The sequence below is a fragment of the Roseateles oligotrophus genome, from assembly GCF_025717515.1.
Lineage (GTDB): Bacteria > Pseudomonadota > Gammaproteobacteria > Burkholderiales > Burkholderiaceae_C > Paucibacter_A > Paucibacter_A oligotrophus.
Genome location: NZ_JAJIRN010000005.1, coordinates 441,291 through 461,304, shown reverse-complemented (window position 1 = coordinate 461,304; position 20,014 = coordinate 441,291). Strand labels below are relative to the sequence as shown.

The following is a 20,014-nucleotide window of genomic DNA, read 5'->3' as shown; positions in this document are numbered from 1 at the left end:
GCGGCCGCAGGTTTTGAATCTACGGCCCCGTCCCGAGCAACCCGTCCTACGCGAACGTGTAAGCAAACTCCCCGTCCGCCACATCCACCGTCACCGCCGCAATCTCCCTCCCCTCCATCATTCGAGTCAGGAACTGACGCGATATATCCGGCAGCATGGTGTTGGTGAGAATCGCATCGATCATCCGCCCGCCCGATTCCGACTCGGTGCAGCGGCTAACCACCAGCTTCACCACCTCGTCGCTGTAATTGAACGGAATCTTGTAGCGCGCCTCAACCCGTTTTTTGATCCGGTTCAACTGGAGCACCACAATCTTGCCGAGCATCTCATCCGACAGCGGGTAATAAGGAATTGCCACCAAACGACCCAGCAATGCCGGTGGGAATATCTTCAACAAAGGTTCACGCAAAGCCTTGGCCATACCTTCCGGATCGGGCATCAAATCGGGGTCTTTGCATAAACCTGCGATCAAATCTGTACCCGCATTGGTCGTCAGCAGAATCAGCGTGTTCTTAAAGTCAATAAACCGCCCTTCCCCGTCTTCCATAAAGCCTTTGTCAAAGACCTGGAAGAACATCTCGTGCACATCCGGATGGGCTTTTTCAACCTCATCCAGCAGCACCACGCTATAAGGCTTGCGGCGCACCGCTTCGGTCAAGACGCCGCCTTCGCCATAACCAACATAACCGGGAGGCGCGCCCTTCAAGGTACTGACGGTGTGCGCTTCTTGATACTCGCTCATATTGACGGTGATCATGTTCTGCTCACCGCCATACAGGGCCTCGGCCAATGCAAGGGCGGTTTCGGTCTTGCCCACGCCCGAGGTGCCGGCGAGCATGAAAACGCCAATCGGTTTGTTCGGGTTATCCAAGCCGGCGCGTGAGGTCTGGATGCGCTTGGCGATCATCTCCATCGCATGGTCTTGGCCGATCACACGCTGGGCCAAGGCGTCGGCCACCTTCAGAATGGTCTCGATCTCGTTGCGGGCCATGCGGCCGACCGGAATGCCGGTCCAGTCGCCCACTACCGCCGCAACGGCCTGGTAGTCCACCGTGGGTAGGATCAGCGGTGTTTCGCCTTGCAGCGTGCTGAGCTTGGCTTGCACCTCGTTCAATTGCGCCAGCAGGGCGACTCGCTCAGCCTCGCGGTCACCATCGGTCAGGCCTTCGGCGACAGCCTCGGCCGCCGCTTCGGCCTCCAACTTGCTGCCGGTGCCTTCCACCGGGCGGATGCCGGCGCGCAGCTTGGCGCGCAGGTCGAGCAGTTGGTCAACCAGCGCTTTTTCCTCGGCCCAGCGGGCGTCCAGCCCCGCCAAACGCACACGCTCGCTGGCCAGGAACTCGCTGGCTTCGCTCTCGCGCTTGCCAATGTCGATGCCGATCGCTTTCTCGCGGGCGATGATGCCCAACTCGGTCTCCAGCGCCTCGATGCGCTTGCGGCAGTCGTCCACCTCGGCGGGGGTGGCGTGCAGGCTCACGGCGACGCGGGCGCAGGCGGTGTCGAGCAGGCTGACCGACTTGTCGGGTAACTGGCGCGCCGGGATGTAGCGGTGGCTCAGACGCACGGCCGCCTCCAGCGCCTCGTCGAGGATCTGCACCTTGTGGTGCTTTTCCATCGTGCTGGCAACGCCGCGCATCATCAGAATCGCCTTGGCTTCGTCCGGCTCATCGACCTGCACGGTCTGGAAGCGCCGGGTCAGCGCCGGGTCTTTTTCGATGTGTTTTTTGTACTCGGCAAAGGTCGTCGCGCCAATGGTGCGCAGCGTGCCGCGCGCCAGGGCGGGCTTCAGCAAATTGGCCGCATCGCCGGTGCCGGCGGCACCGCCCGCACCGACCAGGGTGTGGGTTTCGTCGATGAACAAGATGATGGGCTTGGCGCTGGCCTGCACCTCTTCGATGACAGAGCGCAGTCGCTGCTCGAACTCGCCCTTCATGCTGGCTCCCGCCTGCAGCAGGCCCACATCGAGCGAGCGCAGTTCCACATCCTTCAAGCTCGGCGGCACATCGCCGCGCGCAATGCGCTGGGCAAAGCCTTCAACGACCGCCGTTTTGCCGACGCCGGCCTCACCGACCAGGATGGGGTTGTTCTGGCGGCGACGCATCAAGATGTCAACCACCTGGCGGATCTCGTCGTCGCGGCCGACGATGGGGTCCATCTTGCCGCTGCGCGCCTGCTCGGTCAGGTCGACGGTGAATTTCTTCAAGGCTTCTTGCTTGCCCATGGCGGCCGGGGCCATGGCACCGCTGTCTTCGCCTGGGGCGCTGCCGCCGGCAGATGAACCATCGGTGGCGCCCAGGCCTTCTTCGGGCGAGCCGGCCAGGATCTTGGCGAGGTTGTCGCTGAGGTCTTCGACCTTGAGCTTTTCGAACTGGCGGCTGATGGCGATCAGCGCGTTGCGCAAGGTCTTGGTCTTGAGCATGCCGATCAGCACATAACCGGTGCGCACGGTGTTGTCTCCGTAAAGCAGCGTGCCGTAGACCCAGCCGCGCTCGATCGCGTCGGCGATGTTCTCGGCAATGTCGGAGATGCTGGTGGCGCCGCGCGGCAGGCGGTCGAGTGCGGCGGTCAGGTCCTTGGCGAGTGCGGACTGGTCAAGCTGGCCGTACTTGATGATGCGGTGCCAGTCGGAGTCGGCCATTTGCAGGATTTGCGCAATCCAGTGCTCCAACTCCACATAAGGGTTGCCGCGCAACTTGCAGAATACCGTGGCCCCTTCAACCGCCTTGTAGGCCGCGCTGTTCAACTTGCCGAAGAGAGTGACTCGGTTGATGTCTGCCATGGTGAATCCTTTTGACGAGGGTTGCGATTCGGTTCGGAAAGGTTCAGTTCACGCTGACCTAAAGTTGCGCCAGCTTCGGGTTCAAATTCAAGACTGCGGGTCGCTTTCTGGGACCTTGCCCCGGCGGCTCGCCCAGCCAGGTGGTCCAGCCCAGGCGGCCATAGACGCCGGGTCGGCAGGCCGGCACTTGCTCTTGCTTGAGCTGCAAGGCCAAGTCCCAGCCGAGTTCCAGGCCGATGTATTGATGTACCAAGGCTTGCACCGCAGGCAAGGCCTTGCCGACCGGCAGCAGCGCCTCAAAGGCGGGCAGGTCCAGCGGGCCGACATGGATGCGGAAATGGTGCTGGCGGTCAAACACAGCCCGCCCAAGCACGGCGCTAACGCCGAGTTGCGCGGTCGACAGCCGCCTGGACGCGCCGCGCCGGCTGAGGCGCTTGATGCGGGTGCGCTCCTCGGGCTGCAGCGGCATCCAGCGGCCATAGAACTGCTCGATGCGCGCCTGCATGCCCAGATAGCTCGACAGCAGCAAGCCCAGGCCTTCGGCATTGCGCACCTGACGCGACAAGACGCCGGCATGGGCCAGGCGAGCATGGTCGGGCGCGGCGTCCCGGTTTTGCAGTTCCGGCCCGGCCACGCCGATCAGCGAGCCGACAAAGGAAGCAAAGCGGTCTTCGTTCGGGCGGTCCAGGCTAACGGCCGGTTTACCCTGAGCCCAGGCGCGGTAGAACAGCAGCAAAAGGCGGTGGTGAAACATATCCGCAAAACGGCCGAAAGTCTCATCGCCCTTGTGCATGCGGCGCTCGCGGGCATAACTGGTCATGTGCAGCGGCAGCGGGCTGTTCGGCCCGAACAGGCCGAAGAAACGTACCTCGACACGCGGGCGGCCGCTGCGGTCGGACGGGTCCACCATGCTCAGGCTGGACGGCGCAAAGCTCAGGTCGGCCGCTTGACCCAGGCGCACCGCCTCGTCAACCGGGCGCCGGGCGGTGCCCAGGCGCGGCTTGTCGAGGTTATAGGCATCGATCAAGCGCATGGCCTGATAAAAATCGAAGCTGTGCGCGGCGGCCGCGATCTCGTGGATCGGGTCTGGGCGATCATTCTTTTGCGAGTCCACTACAGAATCGCTCTTGTGCCGCAGCGCGGGCGTCCGCTGAGGATGTCGCCGCGCGCCGGCGAATGCAGGCGCAGTTGGGTAAAACCATTCAGCGACACATGGCGGGCGACAAATCGCTCCAGCACCAGGCCGAGCAAGAAGGCGCTGCCGCCTTCAAACGCATGATCATCGATCTCCACCCGCACATCCACGCCGCGCCCGAAGGTGATGGGGCCGGCCATGGGCAGACGCCGCACCACCGAGGCCAGCTTGACCGAACGCAGGCCGTCGATCTGGCGCTGTGCACCGGCGTCGCCGCTGGGCGCATAAAGGCGCAAGATTTCGCGCAGCGCCGCCGCACCCTGATCGGCATCGGTATCGGTCAAGGACAGATGGTTGAGGCTCAGCTGGTTGATCATCTTCCAGGCGATATTGCCCTCGCGCAACGCCGACTGCGGGCGCGATGGGCCCTTGAGCACCTGGATGGACTTGACCGGCGCGGTCTGCGCCAAGGTCAGATCACCCTTGGCGTTACCGGTCGGCATCAAGATCGGCAGATCGCGGTTGCTGCACAAGGCCCTAACGCCAAGCTGGCGCAGATCGGCGGAGAATGGCGCTTCGGCCGAATCCACCACCGACACATAGACCTCGCTGCCGATATAGCTGGACCGCGGGCCTTCGCGGGTTTGCAGCTGCGACAGCAGGCGAGGCATCCGCTGCACCGAGAAATAGGCATTGTGCGAACGCGCTTCGGTGTGAAAGGCGTTGTAGAAGGGCAAGAAGCGCCACTCGGTGGCCTTGTCTTTGGCGGGGCCTGCTCCGCCTCCGCCACTGCCGTAGCCGATCAACTCGGTGACGGTGTGCACCTCGTAGTCCATAGGCCGGGTGCGGTCGGGCACCACGTGGTATTCGGTGTCACCCGGATTGACCTGGATACGGTCGCAGCGCCGCTCCAGCAAATTGATCGCGGGCACACAGTTCAAGGCCAGGCTGCTGGCATCGATCTGCTGCAACAAGGCGTTGTCGGCGCGCGAGAACAGGATGACGATGTCGACCTCGCTGCCGCCATGTTCGCGCATCGCGTCGCCGATATCGTGCAGGTCAAAAAACAAAAAGCGCTGCGGGAAGGCGAAATACTCCTGCACGATGCGGTAGCCCTCGAAGCCGTGCAGGGTGGGTGGCAGTAAAGCCTCGTCATCGTCAAAACCGACCGGGCCGATGCTTTCAGCATCGAGTGCCTCGTGCCAATCGGCCGGGCGCTTGGTCGGCATCACCAATATGCCCATCGCATGGCCGCAAATCAGCTCGTGCAGGCGGTAGGCGACGTCATCCAAACCGGTGCAATGCAGGCGCAGGCTGTCGAGCGAGAGCTGGCTCAGATCACAGCCGGCGGTGGCACGCAGGCGCAGGCGCAGGCCCGAGCGGTATTTGCGCCATTCGGGCACGGCGGCCATGGGCAGGTCTGCCGCCTGGTTGAAATACTCGACCTGGGTCAACTCCAGTGGCCAGATCTTCAGCTCATGCGCGCTGCGGAACTCGCAGGCGGTGGCGCCCGCCTTGCCCGCCAGGCTGTGCATCACGCTGCCGCGCGCCAGCGTCAAGCCGGTCGCCAGGCTGGGGTCGGCGAGATCAGGGACAACGCGTGCGATCAACATCGCCGGTGTGGGCGCCAGGAATTGCGGGTAGACGATCTCCAGCAGCGTCTGCGTGAAGCGCGGAAACTCGGCGTCGAGCTTGAGCTGGATGCGGCCGGCCAAAAAGGCAAAGCCCTCGAGCAAGCGCTCGACATAGGGGTCGGACACCTCCAGCCCTTCGATGCCTAAGCGCGCGGCAATCTTGGGGAATTGCTGCGCGAACTCGGCGCCCATTTCGCGCAGATGGCGCAACTCGTCGTTGTAGTAACGCAGCAGGCGTGGGTCCATGATGCTGGGCCCTTCAGCGATCGAGTTCGCGCACTGCGACCCGACCCGTTTCAAGATCGATATCGGTTCTCAGCAGCAACTCCAACGGCACCGGTTGAGCCCATAACTGGCCGGCTATACGGAAGCCGATCTGATTGTGGTGGTCCAACTGCTTGTCAGAGATCACCGTCTCCACCGTCAAGGTATGAGGCAGGATGCGCGGCTCATGGTCGAGGATGGCCTGCTTGACACGGGCTTGCAAAATCAGCGGATCGATGTTGGAGGCGCTGCTGCCCGACAAGGGCGGCAGCCCGTAATTGAGCACCGACTTGCGCGCATGCGGCGCCTGCGACCAATCGATATAGTCGCCCGGCGCGGTTGAGTTGAACAGCCAGGCCAGGTCACGCAAAACCATCTCGCGCAACTGATTGCGGCCGATCACGCGAGCCTCGTTGCTCTCAACCATCGACTCGGGTTCGTCGTCGGTCAACCTGTCCAGCAAAGCGGGCTGGAGGCGGTCACGGGCGCGGAGTTGGGTCATGCTCAGTCCGCCGTGTTCAAGACGACGGAGCGGATATCCATCAGGGCGAAATCAGCCACATCGGTTGCGAACAAGCGCTGGCCGAGTCCGATGAATTCATCTGCCCCACGCGAGCGCCATTCGGTGCTGCGCGACAAGGCCAGCAAGTCGCCCGGCGCCAGGTCGGTGTCGGGGTAGCGTGTCGGGATCAGGCCGACGACCTCGCCGCCATTGATGAACTGGAAGTGCGCCGGCATCCAGACCGCGTCGCGCAGATCCTGTGGCGGATCGATGTCGACTTGGGACACCCGGTTCCAGGGCAGCCAGTAATATTTGCCATTGATGATGGCCTCGATTACCGGCCCAAGCCGGCTATCGGCATCGGCAATCCAGGCGAAGGCTTGGCCGTCAACCGTACCCGATGTGGCGGGCGCCTGCTCCAGCGCCTCGGCGCGCAGCTGCCGTCCGGCGTCTGGTTCACCTCGACCTTCACGAAGCAGCGCTTCAATCAGCAAGGCGACCCAAGGCTCGGGCTCACCAAACAGCATCGGCACCTTCTGCCCCGCAAACACCTTCATGCGCAAGGTCTCGCAGGCGATCGCCTCGCGGTAGGTTTGCACCATGGGCAGCATACCGGCGTCAAGTTCGAGCGCGACATTGAGCTGATTCAGCGCACGCTCCCATTGACCGGTGACGCAGAGCAGCTGGAACAGGAAGACGCGCAGCTTGGCATCTTGCGGCTTTGACCTGATCTGCTCGGTCAGGAGCTTGAGAGCGGCTTTCGCATCACCGTCTTTGAGGGCTTGTTCGGCTGCGCCGGGATGGGACATGGGAACTCCGGCAAATCATGATCCCCCGCAAACCTGACACCTTCGGTCCGCCATCGCGGCCGCTCGAGAAGCGGCGGATCCAGCAAGAATGGTCGAGGCGAGTCTGCGTGAGTTAAGAATAAAAAAGGAGGGCAATTCAAACGGCCGGCGATGCCGATCGTTTGAATTCTTTACCGCCTCACTCCGCCTGGATCCAATGGGCAGGCGGAGCGCGAGTGACAAAAACCGATCAGCCCGCTGCCACGTTCTCGGCAATGTTCCAGGCGAAGGTCTTGTCGCCGGCAACCGTGCCCTTGGAATCTTGCGGTGTGTAGTCGTATTTGACCTCGGCGAAGTTCAAGGTCACGTTCTCGGTCAGCCGGTCTTCACCGCCCGAGCCGCCGGTGCTGACGGATGTCACGATCACTTCCTTCATCGTGATGTGGATGTATTTCTGCTGGCCCTCACCGGCCTTGCGCACCAACAATTTAACTTCGGCAATATGCGTACCCTTGGCCAGAGCGACCATCAAGGCGCTTGATGCCGAGTCGACATATTTGGTGAAGGACAGATCCTGGAAGTTGGCCTTGCCGGCACCGCCACCACCGCCCATGTGGGTGGAGCCAGACTGGGACATGCCCCAGCTCCAGGCCAAAATATCAACGTCGCCCTTGGGGCCCTGAACCTTGTCACGGCTCTCGCCCTTGATGGTGGCGCCCAAATTGATGAACATGTCCAATGCCATGATGCTCTCCTGAAATGTTACCCAAATTGGGCGTTAGATACTGCAAAAAGCGCCCTCTCTGAGAGCGCCCCCAGCCATGCAGCCGACCGGGGAAGGTTGAAACCTGAGCTGTTGTTTATCCCTTGACCGACGGCAGCTTGGAGACCAAGCGCAGCGAGACGGTCAGGCCTTCAAGTTGGTAATGGGGCCGCAGGAAAAACTTGGAGCTGTAATAACCCGGATTGGCCGGATCTTCCTCGACCACGACCTCTGCCGCAGCCAAAGGCTTCTTCGCCTTGGTCTGCTCGGAGGAGTTGGCCGGATCGCCGTCGACGTACTGCATGACCCATTTGGTCAACCAGGCTTCGACTTCGGCACGTTCCTTGAACGAACCGATCTTGTCGCGCACGATGCACTTCAGGTAATGCGCAAAGCGGCAGGTGGCAAACAGGTAAGGCAGGCGGGCAGCCAAGTTGGCGTTGGCGGTCGCGTCCGGGTCGTCATACTCGGCCGGTTTGTGCAGCGACTGCGCACCGATAAAGGCCGCAAAGTCGCTGTTCTTGCGGTGGACCAAGGGCATGAAACCATTTTTAGCTAACTCGGCCTCGCGACGGTCTTCGATCGCGATTTCGGTCGGGCATTTCATGTCCACGCCGCCGTCATCGGTCGGGAAGCTGTGTGTGGGCAGGTTTTGCACCGCGCCACCCGACTCGATACCGCGAATCCGCGTGCACCAACCGTTCTCCTTGAAAGAGCGGTTGATATTGGTCGCCATCGCATAGGCGGCATTCGCCCAGGTGTACTTGCCGTGATCGGCCGAGCCGGTGTCTTCTTCGAAATTGAAGGCTTCGACCGGATTGGTCTTGGCACCGTAAGGCATGCGCGACAGGAAGCGAGGCATTGCCAGGCCGATGTATTTGGAGTCTTCCGACTCACGCAGCGAGCGCCAGGCGGCATATTCGGGCGTGGTGAATATCTTCGTCAAGTCGCGCGGGTTGGCCAACTCTTGCCACGAGTCCATTTGCATCAAGGTCGGCGAGCCGCCGGTGATGAAGGGCGCATGGGAAGCAGCGGCAATCTTTGCCATCTCGGACAGCAGCTCCACATCGGGCGCACTTTGGTCGAAGTGATAGTCACCGACCAGGCAACCGAAAGGCTCGCCGCCGAACTGACTGAACTCTTCGGCATAGATCTTCTTGAAGATCGGGCTTTGGTCCCAGCTGGTGCCCTTGTAGCGCTTGAGCGTCTTGCCCAACTCCGCCTTGGAGACGTTCATCACCCGGATCTTCAGCGACTCATCGGTCTCGGTGTTATTCACCATGTAATGCAGACCGCGCCAAGCGCCTTCGAGCTTTTGGAAGTCTTGGTGGTGCAAGATCAAATTGATCTGCTCCGAGAGCTTCTTGTCGATGGCGGCAATCATCGCCTCGATCGAAGCGACGGTGTCGCTGCCGATCAGCGCGGTCTGGCTCAGCGCTTGCTGGGCCAAGGTCTGTACCGCTTGTTCGACCGCGCTTTTTGCTTCGTCGGACTTGGGCTTGAATTCTTTTTGCAGCAACGAAGCGAGGTCGCTGCCTTCCATCGCAACGCTGGCCAGCGCGGCAGATGATTGGGAGGCTTGGGAGTCGGCCATCTATTTCTCCAGTACTTTTATAAAGGTTTGCGGCAGAAGGTCGGCGGCGACTCAGGCGTCAGCCGGCTTGGCGGACGAAGCGAGCGCACCCAGCAAGGCTGGATCGTTGATCAACTTGCCGATCAACTCTTCGGCGCCGCCCTTGCCGTCCATATAGGTGACCAGGTTTTGCAATTGCTGGCGCGCGTCGAGCAGCTTGCTCAGCGAATCCACCTTGCGAGCCACGGCGTCGGGCGTGAAATCATCCATGCTGTCGAAGGTGATGTCGACGCTCAGATTGCCTTCGCCGGTCAGGGAGTTCGGCACTTGCATGGCCACACGCGGCTTCATCGCCTTCATACGGGCGTCAAAGTTGTCGACATCCACCTCCAGAAACTTGCGGTCCGCCACTGGTGCCAAGGGATCGGCCGGGTTACCGGACAGATCGGCCATCACGCCCATCACAAATGGGAGTTGAATTTTTTTCTCGGCGCCGTAAACCTCGACGTCATATTCAATCTGAACCCGTGGTGCGCGATTGCGCGCGATGAATTTTTGGCTGCTACTCATTCCAAGCTCCTGTGCGACGGTGAAGAATTACAAAATAGAAAAAAACTAACCATTGAAACAGTGGTGAATCATCACTATTCAGGGTTATCAATGCTGTAAGGGTCGACCCCAACCAAACCAGCGACGCCAGGCAGCGCATCGGGGGCCAGCATCTTCATCAATTGCAAGAAATTCTGGTTGATCAACTGACTACCTCGGCGCAAGAAAAGCTGCGCCGGACTGGCGGGTTCTGCACGCTCCAAATACTCGCAAACCATGGCAATGGCTCGTATCGCATCTTCACGCGAGTTCACACTTCCGGATAAACCTTTTTTGCTCGAAACGGCGGCAGGGCCACCGACCTGATCGCCGCCGTTTTCACCTGCGGATTCGTCGCTTGTGACCTCGGCCTCCACTTCGACAGGGAGGCAAGAAAGCACGCCATTGGCCAAAACGTAGAGCGGCCGCAAATCAGGCGCCAACTCGGAGCCGAGCGCTTCATTCAGCAAGGACATCAATTGGCGCGTTTGCGCAAGCGCCTCCTGGCAACGGATCCGCAAGCCGTCTTCTTTGCCCCCAGCCGCAGCCATCATCTGGCTGACTTGCCCCTGGCTCATCACTTCTTCATCGCTGCGGGCTGGAGCAAGTCCAAGTGCGACTTCTACCGAGCGCACGCTCAGCACGCCGATGCTGCGATCTTCTATCAACAAGGATGCCCGCAAATCCCCCAGCAAGCCCTCGTTCTCGCGCAACAAGGTCAAGGCATTGACTCGCGCATAAGGATCGCCATCATCAGGATCCGGCAAGGGATGGACATGGGCCCACTGCGTGCCAATCAAGCCGTGCAGCAATTTCAAGCCAACAGGCAACGCGCCATAACCCTGCATATGCAGGCACCCACGCAGCCAAGTAATAGCCACCCGCAGATCGCGCGAGCGGTCCATCAACGCTTCGGCCATAGCGACCACATTGCGCCAGACGGGCGCCTCCGCTGGCCCGAATTGAGACTCAGGCTTGCCCGCGGCGGCCTGCGTCAAAGCCAGAAATTCATTGTCATACTCAAGGTCGGGACCGCAGGGCGCGGCTTCGTCCGAAATGGGCAACAGCCACTCGTCGACCTTGTTTCCCATAGCTTCGAAATCACTCATCAATGATGCGCTCACTAGGTTTATTGGGCGAAGCTTTGAGCTGAGTCAATAAAGTTGTACGGCTCAACTGAGGTGCACTTTAAGGCAAGAAGATGCCGGTGAACATTAAGTTTTTCTAAAAATCCATGGGCGGGAAAACACCATGTTCTTTATCAAAAAAACCAGGCTGTAGAGCCTACGGTGAAAGAGTGACAGCTTAACAAGACGAAAAAAATGGCGCACCGCAACGATGCTCTCCCGAGCAACGCCAAGGCGCGCGGCACTTGCACCTGAAGTTGCGGCCCATGCCGCCTACCCCGCTTCGCTCGCGAAGCAGTTCAGCGAACTATTTCGACGCCGAACTGCGCTGCGCCGTAATCGCCGCAGTCGCTCGCCGTGCAATTGCCGCTGCTGCCCAGCAACAGCGACGAAGCGGCATTGCCATTCGCCTTCGCCGCGATATTCAGCGCAAGGGCAAGAGCTGCGGCCGTCTCGCCGGTCGGCAGCTTCAGCAGCATCTCGTCCCTTTCCTTGCTCAGTTGGCTGTAGTCACGCGGGTGCGCGCTGACGATCACCAAAAACCGCTGCGGGCCAGGCGGCTCGGCGGGCTTTAGCGCCCAACTGCGCTGTGGCAAGGCCAAAGTTTGGCCACCCTTGATGCGATTATTGGGCGCTTGTGGGCTGGGGAATATCAATGACAATGAGCCGTCTTGTTCCAGCATCAGTACATTGATAAAACCATCGCGTGCGGACTTGACACTAAAGCCAAGAAAATCTTTCTCGATTTGAAACTGCGGTTTGCTGCTCACCGCTTCGACCGCGAAGCCCGCCGTTTGGCCCTGAATGATCTTCTCGAACTCTTCGCGCGCATCCCAACTGGCAGGAGCAGCGGCGACCAAGGCGGTTGTTGGGGCAAGCTCGGGAGCAGCAAGCTTGGCCGATTCCTTGGCGCCGGGCGGCGTGACAATTGGCTTGCTTGGGCTGTTGAACATATAGGCGCCGCCTGCCGCTGCCAGCAGCACGAACCCCAAGCCCACCCAGAGGCCCTTGCTGCCTCCCTTTTCAGGCTCGGCCTGGGCGGCTCGGGGCACGGACGACTGTGCCAAAACATGAACAGCTGGACTGCCGAATTGGGTGGCCTCGTGTGCCGAGGCATCGAACCGGCTTTGCGGCCGTAAAGCCTCGGCATTTGCCGCCTCGCCAAGCCCCAACTCAATCCGCATTTCTGCAATCGAAGCCGTACGGTCTTCGGGTCGCACCCGCAAAGCACGGTCAATGGCTTGCAAGAACCGTTGGCTGTAGCGACCGGCGGCCGATTGCTCCAACGGCACATAGCTGTCGCTCATCAAGCGGCCAACCGATGTCGGTGGTGTGCGCCCCATGATGGCGAAATGCACCGAGGCCGCCAAGGCGTAGACATCGGTCCAAGCGCCCTGCTTCATATTTGGCGCTTCCGCATATTGCTCCACCGGCGCGTAGCCGGGTTTGAGGATAACGGTCAAAGCCTGCGTCATGTCGCCGATCACACGACGGGCCGCGCCGAAGTCCAGCAGCAAGGGCTTCTGGCTCTGGCCCAGCAGAATGACGTTGTCCGGAGCGATGTCGCGGTGAAAGCAGCTTGCGGAGTGGATGACGGCCAGCGCCTCGGTCAACGGCGCCAACAAGGTCATCAGCCACTGCTCGTCGGGCGGTGCACCCATTTCTCGCAATTTGTCTTTCAGCGTGATGCCTTCGTAAAAGGGCATCACCATATAGGCGGTGCCATTGGCTTCCCAAAAGCGGTAGACCTTGACCAAGGAAGGGTGGTCAAACGAGGCCAGCAACTTGGCCTCGTTCACAAAACTCTTGAGACCGGCCTCGAACGTATCTCTGTGGCGGGCCGACTTGACCTGAACCTGCGTATTGCCGACCCGTGCCGACAGCGCCGAGGGCATGTATTCCTTTAGCGCAACTTTGCGCTCAAGCGAATGGTCCCAGGCCAGGTAGACGATGCCGAAGCCACCCTCACCCAACACGCCGGTCAACTCGAATTCGCCCACGTAGGTGCCTATGGGCAAAGCGTTACCACTTTCTCCTGCACTCGAGGCCGCGCTATTGCTGCTTGAGGCTGACGCGGCGGCCGCGGCGATGGAGCTTACTGAGGGCATGACGGTCGCCTGAGCAGGCGGCGTAACTGCAGCCATTTGAGGCACCGCGATTGTTGGCTCGTCATTCAAGCTTGGGCGAATGACGGTGCGGTCGTCGTCAGGAGTCTGGCTGCTCATGGCGTGCTTTTTGTTCCCTATGTAAGTCCTGGCGCTGGAGATCCGCGCAGCGACAATTCGGCGGAAATTTCTGGCCTATCAATAACTATTGTCGCGCGCAATGAGCTGTATTGCGGTGGCGTCAAACCGTACAAGTAACAACGAACTCTCACGGCCATTCCCTCCCCTGCTGGGTTGTTCAAATTTGATCCCATATGCCAAGCATGCCCACAGCAAAAATATTTCCTGCCCACCCTTTTGAACGACACCATGAAGCAATTGCTTGATTCAAAATGCAGCCAATAGTAAATGGTCGGTTGAAGGACGAGCAGAGAGTCGAAACTCAGCCGGATTCAACCGCGCAGGATAAGCCCAAGACCGCGGCTTCATTCGCGGCCAGGTGCCCTTGTTCGGCATTTTGTTTTTCTTGATCGGACTTGAAGCACCCATGAAACCAACAACCCTGAAACTGATATTTACGTCCTTGCTGATCAGCCTTGGCGGCACGAATGTAGCGGCGCAAACTGCCAACAAGCAAGCCAATTCCGCGCTTCTGAGCGGGCCACAGCTAACGGAGGAGGCCTTGATTGATGCATTGGCGGTCGACTCGTCCGAGGTCTCCGATGGCGCAGCCAAGACCAGAGGTTTTCGTCCTGTCAAACCCGGTGATGTCTCTAAACCGGTCAATCCCAATGCTGGCAAAGCCAATCTCCAAGTGACGTTTGAGACTAATTCGGCGACCTTGACGCCAGAATCCAGAGGCACTTTGGACATGTTGGCCCGGGCAATGCAATCGGATCGGTTGGCCGGCTTTTCGTTCAATGTTGAAGGACATGCCGACGCGCGAGGTGATGCAGACAGCAATTTGAAGCTTTCGCAGTTGCGCGCAGAGTCGGTAGCCAACTATTTGGTCGCAGCGCAGGGCTTGCTGCCTGAGCGCTTGAATTCAGTCGGCAAGGGCTCATCCGAGCCGCTAAACAAGGCCCGTGTCGATGCGCCAGAAAACCGCCGGGTCACCATCGTGACCGTCAAGAACTGATTGCTTGCCTCGGGTAATGCTGGGGAGGCTAGCGTTGCTACCGCCATGCCCGGGCTGCCAAAGTTGCAAGGTTTGCTGCTTGCATTGAACGGTGTTGACGAGTGAATTGCCCGACCCGCATAACTACGATTGGCGACTGATGTCAACTGCCCCAGTTCCACCCAAAAGCAGTTCTGGCGCAGATCTTCCCCCCAGGGCCCGCCCGAAACGGGGTGCGCGTCGACGCAGCAGCAACAAGCCGCCCTATGCACTGCCCACAAGAGCCCGCAACGCGGCGCCGCAGCGCCGTCTGGTATGGATTGGTTTGGGCTCGGCAGCGCTGCTCTTTGGCATGATGCTGTGGTGGGGGCTGAGCCGATCTAGCCCCAACAGCTTGGCAACTCCAGATTCAATTCAGGCCGGCACAACAGTTCTAAGCGCGGGCATCAAAGCCGAATCAGAGACAGCCCCGAGCTCAAAGGCCCCGCTTGCCCGTTCTGTTACGCAAAGGCCAACAATTGAGACCGCTTCGGTTGAGCAGTTGCTAGCTGGCGGCGACAAGCCCGGCGCTTGGCGCATAGCCCGATTGCAAGGCAATGCAGCGGTGCTGGTGATTGAGTTTCCGAATCTGCTGGAGCAAGGGTTGAGCTTCAACCGAGCCGCCGCCTATATCGAAAAAAGCCGTAGCACGCGTGACCGAGTTTTACCCGACATTGACTTGGCCGAACTGGTGAAGCAGTCCGGCGACACCGCCGAGACTTTCTATTTTGGTCACGACTACACGGGCGCGCAGATGCGGCAGTTCTTTGCTCAGGCGAAGAAGCAAGACATAGTTTTGAACACACAAGAGTTGCGGCTGCGCGCGCTTTTATTGGCGGCCAAGGTTCTAGACGAAGGCCGATCAAAATCAAACGGAGCGAACACCCTGCATGCTCCGGGGCAGCAAGCGGTCATCAGTTTCAGTGCCTTGCAGTTCGATGATCCTGCGACAAAGGCCAATGAAGGAGTGGATGCCGTACGGCGAGAGTCGACGCTGCGACATGAACTGAGTCACGGCGAGTTTTTCACGCGACCGGCCTATCAAAAACAAAGCTGGAAGTTTTGGCAAATGAGCCTGAGTAAGGCCGAGCGGGCGATGTTTCGTCGCTTGCTGGCCGGCATGGACTACGACTCCAACAATGAGCTTTTGATGGTCAACGAAACCCAGGCCGTGCTGATGCACACCCCTGATACGCGAGCCTTTGATGCGAGTAACCTGGGCGTAACGCCTTCGCAATTGCAAGACTTAAGGTCGCGCTTTGAGCGCAGCCGTTGAAAGAGTCGAGGGAGCATTGCTTAGGACAAAGCCTTTATGCGAGAGCTTGACACTGCATCCGTCAAAAGGGTTCGGTCGCCTTGCCGGTTGAGAGCAAAGCCCCACAAGAGCGTGGCAAACCCTTGCACACCTTCCAACGCGCAGGCACTTGCGCCGCGCCGGCATACCAATATGAACGCCCCCATGCTCGGGCACCCCAAAGCTGCAAAGCTTCACCGGCGATCTGCCCCGCCCCATCCAACTCGCTCGTCAATTCGACTAATTCACCGGGCTCAAGCGAATGAAGTTCCGCAGACTTCCCCGACTCAGCTGCGTGAGCATTCGGAGTCAACGCAGCCAAGCTCGCAAGTTCGGCTTCCAGGCGTTCGGCGCTCCAATCGTCTTGCAAGGCATCGGCAGCCAAGTCATCCAGACGCCCCAGTTCCTGCCACAGTGCTTGCAAAGCATGCAAAGTCACCGGCGCTTGCGTCATTGCCCGCACCAGCGTGAACGGGAAATAGCGGCCGACACGGTCCACCGACGGCATCAGCACGCCCGCCCAGGCTTGTTCACCCAAAGCGCCAGGCAAACAACCTGGCATCAAGAGGAAGCGCCAAGTCGGGCTGATCAGATAGGCATCCAGCCATGTGGCGGGGTCACGTTCTCGCAGGCTCAACATGCCTTCGACTAACCAGTTATCCCAAAGCTCGATGAAGGCCGGATCCAGGCGCCGAGAGGCAAAGTCACCCAGGGCGGGCAATTTGCCGTACCAAGCTGGCAAAGGTGCAAGCACGGTCACAAGCCCGCCGGGCAACGGAACTGTTTGACTTCCTTCAATTGGAAGGGGTTGAAAACGCTGGCCGCGATGACGTCAACCCGCGCTTTCTTGCCGTCCACAACGATAGGAATACTGAACTTTTCGGGCACCGCCGAAGGCTCGATGCCGAAGCGATCGAACAGGCGGAACAAGGCCCAAGGCCCTTCAAACAGGATCGGAGTCGCCGCACCTGCCGCGCCACTGCTCAGCTTGATCTGTGCCGCCACCCGCTGGCTGGGCCAAGCGACGCTGATGGACTGACCGCCCGCTACGAGCTTTTGGACTTGGCCGTCCACATCGAGTTGCAGCTCCTTTAGCGCCGGGTCCATCTCGGCCACGCGCAACTCGATCTTCATGGCCGGCTGTTTGCCGCCGCTGCGGAAGAAAACCTCACGAATGCGTGCCGCCTTTTGGAACTCGGCCAGCGCGGCCGCCGCAACCGGTTTGCTGCCATCTGCCAGAGGCTTGTAAGTCCAGTTGACGGCCGAGGTGTCGACCAGATTCAACAAGCGGCGCTGGAAAAAATCGTCCATCAAGCCGCCGCCGCCAAACAGCTGGCCAAAGTCTTCCGGCAGGACATCGGCTCTTGCACCGCTGGCAAAGGGGTAGCGTCCGTTGATGGCCCGCATGCAGAACTCGGAGATCGGTTTGAGTTCGGCCGACAAGCCCTGAATCTCGGCCCCGCGGCTTTGATTGGCACCGGCATCGGCCAATTGCTCGAGCATTGCGCGGATCGGTTCGGGTTGCTGGCCCGCCGCGGCCTTGACCTTTTCGGCCGCGCCGCCGGGGGGCGGTGGCGACTTGCTCTTTTGCGCCGCGTCGACGGCACTGAGCTGGGTGTACAGCTCATTGAACATTTTCAGGGTGTCATCGATCGGTGCCGGCTGCCCCGTCACCTGGCGGTGAATATTGGCAAAGTGATCATCGACCATGCGTTCCAAGGGGCCGCCCGCGCCGCTCGAATCCGCTGGCGCCGCGCCGGCCAGGTTGGCGGCCTCGCTCTTGGCCTGGGCGGCCAATTTATCCAAGGCGTTGCCGGCACCTGCCGGCGGCACCAACCTTGTTTCCGCCGTCACCCCGCGCATATAGGCCGCCAAGGGCGAATCAACCGCCGACAGGATTCGCGCCGCCGCGATGCTGCGCTCCAAGCCGGCCAACTTGACCAAGCGCACATCGGCGAGGAACTTGTCCCAGGTCTTGATGTAGTCCTCGAAATAGAGCCTGCGCACCTTGTCGGTCAGTTGCGTCCCCACCGCGAGGTCTTTCAGTCGGGCGGCATCGTTCTTGATACCCAAGACCCAAGGCTCCTCCTGCGCCAGTTTCAAGGTGGTCTTTTGCACCGCCGGCTTGATCAATTTCTCATAGCCCTGCTTGGTGTAGAGGCCCGACACCCCCTTGGTCAATGGCTCTCCGCTATTGCGCATGAATACCTGCGCCGCGTTCGGCCCACCTGCCGCCGCCGCACTGAACTCGGGAATTTCGCCCGGCCGATATTGGCGTTTGATGCGGCTGTAGACGCGGTACTCCAGCGGGAAGGCCACCAGCATGTCTCGCACGTTGGCCACCAAGGCCTCATCTTTGGCGACGGCCGGGCGCAACGGCCCGAGGGCCAGCAAGGCATCCAAATGGGCATCCAGCGCTTGACGCTGCTCGGGCGCCATGCGGGCGTAGTTCTGATCCCAGTCCACCGTGATCCAGGCGCGCAGCGTTGCTGCGTCGAATTGCTCCGGCAGGTGCAACATCAGATAGGTTTTGAGTGCCTCATAGGCCGATTCAAGATTGTCTTTGGACGCCGAGCGCAGGCGTTCCTCAAGGCGACGCGCGACGCGTGGCATTAATGCTGTTTCAAGCAGACGGGCATAGGCCAGTTGCGCCGCCGCGTCGAGCTTGTCGCCTTGATACAGGCCCAGGCCATTCAACAAGGGCGGATCGGCAAGCTCGAAGCTCTCGCCATGAGCAACGCTGCGCAGCTGCGTCAACACGTCCGGCAAGGGCGTTACGTCGGCCGTATTGGCCGGCGGCAGCGCGTCCAGCGAGGCCTTCAAGGCCGGCAATCTCTCGATCACCTGGCTCGCGTAGTCCAGATTGCGGGAGCGGCTGACCAGCCATCCGCCCAGCATCGCCACCGAAGCCAGACCGATGAAGCCAAAGGCCGCGCCGCGCAGCAGAAGGCGGCGCCGCACAGCGCTTGCCGACACGGCACCCAGGCCACGCTCGGCGAACACGACGTCGCGCAGCAAGCGATGCAGGAAGAAGCTCTTGCCGCGAGCGCCGGGCGACGCAGCGCGCGCGTCGATGCCGAAAGAGCGGCCCAAAGCGCCCATCACGCGGTCTATCGGTGAGCCCTCTTGCGTGCCGCTGGTGAAGTAGACGCCGCGCAGCAGCGGCGCGGCCTCGAGCTTGCCGCCACCCGAGACCACCAGGCGCAAAAAGTCGGCCAGCACCGCTTGCAGCGCGGCAAACTCCTGCGGGAAGGCAAACATCGCATTGCGTCTGAGCACATCTCGCTCGCCCTCAAGGCGGTCGACCAATTGCTCGACCAGACGCTTTTGCAACTGCTGATAGAGCGATCCGAAGTCGCGCAGCGGATCATCCGTTGCAGCGCTCGCGCTGTCGAAAGTAAAGCCCCAGACCTGGTCCCGTTCTTCCTTGCCCAGGGACTCAAAACTTTCGTTGAAACCACCGATCAGGTCGGCCTTGGTCACCAGCACATAGACCGGCGCGCGCACGCCGAGCTTGGTCTGCAGTTCTTGCAAACGGGCACGCAGCTTGGCGGCATGTTCCTGGCGCTCGGTCGGCCCCTGCTGCAGCAGGTCCTGGATGTTGACGGTCAGCAGCACGCCGTTGATCGGTTGGCGCGGGCGCGTCTTCTTCAGCAGAGACAAGAAGTTATCCCAGGCGCTGGCATCGACGTCGCGGTCGCTTTCCTGCGTCGCATAACGGCCCGCCGTATCGATCAAAACAGCGTCCTGAGTGAACCACCATTCACAGTTGCGGGTGCCGCCGACGCCCTTGACCGAGCCAAGATTCGCCCCCTTGGCATTGTCGGCAAGCAAAAACTGCAGGCCGGCATTCATCAAGGCGGTGGTTTTGCCGGAGCCGGGTGCGCCGACAAACATATACCAGGGCAGTTCGTACAGATATTGTTCCCCGCCCCACCAGGAGCGGCCGGCCGTGGCCTTCAGGCGCTGGCCGGCATCGGCAAAGCGTTGCGCCAAGACCTGCGCCTCTTTGTCGCTGGCCGAGGGGCCAGCGCCCAAACCTGCCAACAAAGCGGTGTTTGTCTTGCGCCGCTGCCAGGAAACCCAGGCCAGGCGGCCGAGCCAAATCGACCAGATCAGCAGCAGCACGATCACCCGAACCCAGACGCCGCCCAGGGGTGCCGCCTGGCCAACGGAGATCATCGGGCCCAGCCACCAGATCATTGCCGACAAGGCCAAGAGGGCCAGCGTGCCGAGCACCGCAGGGCTCAACAGCCATTGAAAAAATCGCTTCATAGATAAATTCCTTGCCTTGAACCAGCGGCTT

14 protein-coding genes are annotated in these 20,014 nt (G+C 60.7%); 2 read left to right on the top strand and 12 right to left on the bottom strand.

The window, feature by feature from the left end:
• Positions 1–46 precede the first annotated feature (46 nt).
• The 10 genes from tssH to LNV07_RS13230 all read right to left on the bottom strand — a co-directional run bounded on the left by tssH (position 47) and on the right by LNV07_RS13230 (position 13,261).
• Positions 47–2,779, bottom strand: a complete 2,733-nt coding sequence (gene tssH, locus LNV07_RS13275) for a type VI secretion system ATPase TssH (RefSeq protein WP_263571634.1) — start codon at positions 2,777–2,779, stop codon at positions 47–49.
• Positions 2,780–2,837: 58 nt separating this feature from the next.
• On the bottom strand, positions 2,838–3,893 hold the full coding sequence (tssG, locus tag LNV07_RS13270) for a type VI secretion system baseplate subunit TssG (RefSeq protein WP_263571633.1): 1,056 nt from the start codon (positions 3,891–3,893) through the stop codon (positions 2,838–2,840).
• Positions 3,893–5,794: a type VI secretion system baseplate subunit TssF gene (gene tssF, locus LNV07_RS13265; RefSeq protein ID WP_263571632.1), complete on the bottom strand. Its 1,902-nt coding sequence runs from the start codon at positions 5,792–5,794 to the stop codon at positions 3,893–3,895. Before tssF ends, tssG begins: the two co-directional genes overlap by 1 nt.
• A 13-nt stretch (positions 5,795–5,807) precedes the next feature.
• Complete coding sequence (gene tssE, locus LNV07_RS13260) at positions 5,808–6,314, bottom strand: type VI secretion system baseplate subunit TssE (protein WP_263571631.1); 507 nt, start codon at positions 6,312–6,314, stop codon at positions 5,808–5,810.
• Positions 6,315–6,316: 2 nt separating this feature from the next.
• Complete coding sequence (locus LNV07_RS13255) at positions 6,317–7,123, bottom strand: type VI secretion system accessory protein TagJ (protein ID WP_263571630.1); 807 nt, start codon at positions 7,121–7,123, stop codon at positions 6,317–6,319.
• A gap of 229 nt (positions 7,124–7,352) precedes the next feature.
• Positions 7,353–7,847, bottom strand: a complete 495-nt coding sequence (locus LNV07_RS13250; protein WP_263571629.1) for an Hcp family type VI secretion system effector — start codon at positions 7,845–7,847, stop codon at positions 7,353–7,355.
• A gap of 115 nt (positions 7,848–7,962) precedes the next feature.
• Positions 7,963–9,459 (bottom strand): type VI secretion system contractile sheath large subunit, encoded by a 1,497-nt coding sequence (gene tssC, locus LNV07_RS13245; protein WP_263571628.1) that lies wholly within the window; start codon positions 9,457–9,459, stop codon positions 7,963–7,965.
• A 51-nt stretch (positions 9,460–9,510) separates the two neighbouring features.
• A complete protein-coding gene (gene tssB, locus LNV07_RS13240) occupies positions 9,511–10,008 on the bottom strand; it encodes a type VI secretion system contractile sheath small subunit (protein ID WP_263571627.1) in 498 nt (165 codons plus the stop codon).
• Positions 10,009–10,082: 74 nt separating this feature from the next.
• Complete coding sequence (tssA, locus tag LNV07_RS13235) at positions 10,083–11,135, bottom strand: type VI secretion system protein TssA (protein WP_263571626.1); 1,053 nt, start codon at positions 11,133–11,135, stop codon at positions 10,083–10,085.
• 317 nt (positions 11,136–11,452) lie between these two features.
• Positions 11,453–13,261 carry a serine/threonine-protein kinase gene (locus LNV07_RS13230; protein ID WP_263571625.1) on the bottom strand — a complete coding sequence of 603 codons (1,809 nt, stop codon included), beginning with the start codon at positions 13,259–13,261 and terminating at the stop codon, positions 11,453–11,455.
• Between the two features lie 502 nt (positions 13,262–13,763).
• Here LNV07_RS13230 and LNV07_RS13225 point away from each other — a divergent pair.
• The gene (locus LNV07_RS13225; protein ID WP_263571624.1) at positions 13,764–14,396 is read left to right on the top strand and encodes an OmpA family protein; all 633 of its coding nucleotides are present in this window, start codon (positions 13,764–13,766) and stop codon (positions 14,394–14,396) included.
• Positions 14,397–14,985: 589 nt separating this feature from the next.
• A complete protein-coding gene (locus LNV07_RS13220; RefSeq protein WP_263571623.1) occupies positions 14,986–15,690 on the top strand; it encodes a hypothetical protein in 705 nt (234 codons plus the stop codon).
• A gap of 61 nt (positions 15,691–15,751) precedes the next feature.
• On the opposite strand, the gene tagF is transcribed toward LNV07_RS13220, so the two are convergent.
• Positions 15,752–16,462 carry a type VI secretion system-associated protein TagF gene (tagF, locus tag LNV07_RS13215; protein WP_263571622.1) on the bottom strand — a complete coding sequence of 237 codons (711 nt, stop codon included), beginning with the start codon at positions 16,460–16,462 and terminating at the stop codon, positions 15,752–15,754.
• 2 nt (positions 16,463–16,464) lie between these two features.
• Complete coding sequence (tssM, locus tag LNV07_RS13210) at positions 16,465–19,983, bottom strand: type VI secretion system membrane subunit TssM (RefSeq protein ID WP_263571621.1); 3,519 nt, start codon at positions 19,981–19,983, stop codon at positions 16,465–16,467.
• Positions 19,984–20,014 lie beyond the last annotated feature (31 nt).

What these genes read in the sequence shown, in the direction of transcription:
- tssH (WP_263571634.1), bottom strand. Translation starts at nt 2,779, where the DNA reads ATGGCAGACATCAACCGAGTCACTCTCTTCGGCAAGTTGAACAGCGCG.
- tssF (WP_263571632.1), bottom strand. Translation starts at nt 5,794, where the DNA reads ATGGACCCACGCCTGCTGCGTTACTACAACGACGAGTTGCGCCATCTG.
- tssE (WP_263571631.1), bottom strand. Translation starts at nt 6,314, where the DNA reads ATGACCCAACTCCGCGCCCGTGACCGCCTCCAGCCCGCTTTGCTGGAC.
- LNV07_RS13255 (WP_263571630.1), bottom strand. Translation starts at nt 7,123, where the DNA reads ATGTCCCATCCCGGCGCAGCCGAACAAGCCCTCAAAGACGGTGATGCG.
- LNV07_RS13250 (WP_263571629.1), bottom strand. Translation starts at nt 7,847, where the DNA reads ATGGCATTGGACATGTTCATCAATTTGGGCGCCACCATCAAGGGCGAG.
- tssC (WP_263571628.1), bottom strand. Translation starts at nt 9,459, where the DNA reads ATGGCCGACTCCCAAGCCTCCCAATCATCTGCCGCGCTGGCCAGCGTT.
- tssB (WP_263571627.1), bottom strand. Translation starts at nt 10,008, where the DNA reads ATGAGTAGCAGCCAAAAATTCATCGCGCGCAATCGCGCACCACGGGTT.
- tssA (WP_263571626.1), bottom strand. Translation starts at nt 11,135, where the DNA reads ATGAGTGATTTCGAAGCTATGGGAAACAAGGTCGACGAGTGGCTGTTG.
- LNV07_RS13230 (WP_263571625.1), bottom strand. Translation starts at nt 13,261, where the DNA reads ATGCCCTCAGTAAGCTCCATCGCCGCGGCCGCCGCGTCAGCCTCAAGC.
- tssM (WP_263571621.1), bottom strand. Translation starts at nt 19,983, where the DNA reads ATGAAGCGATTTTTTCAATGGCTGTTGAGCCCTGCGGTGCTCGGCACG.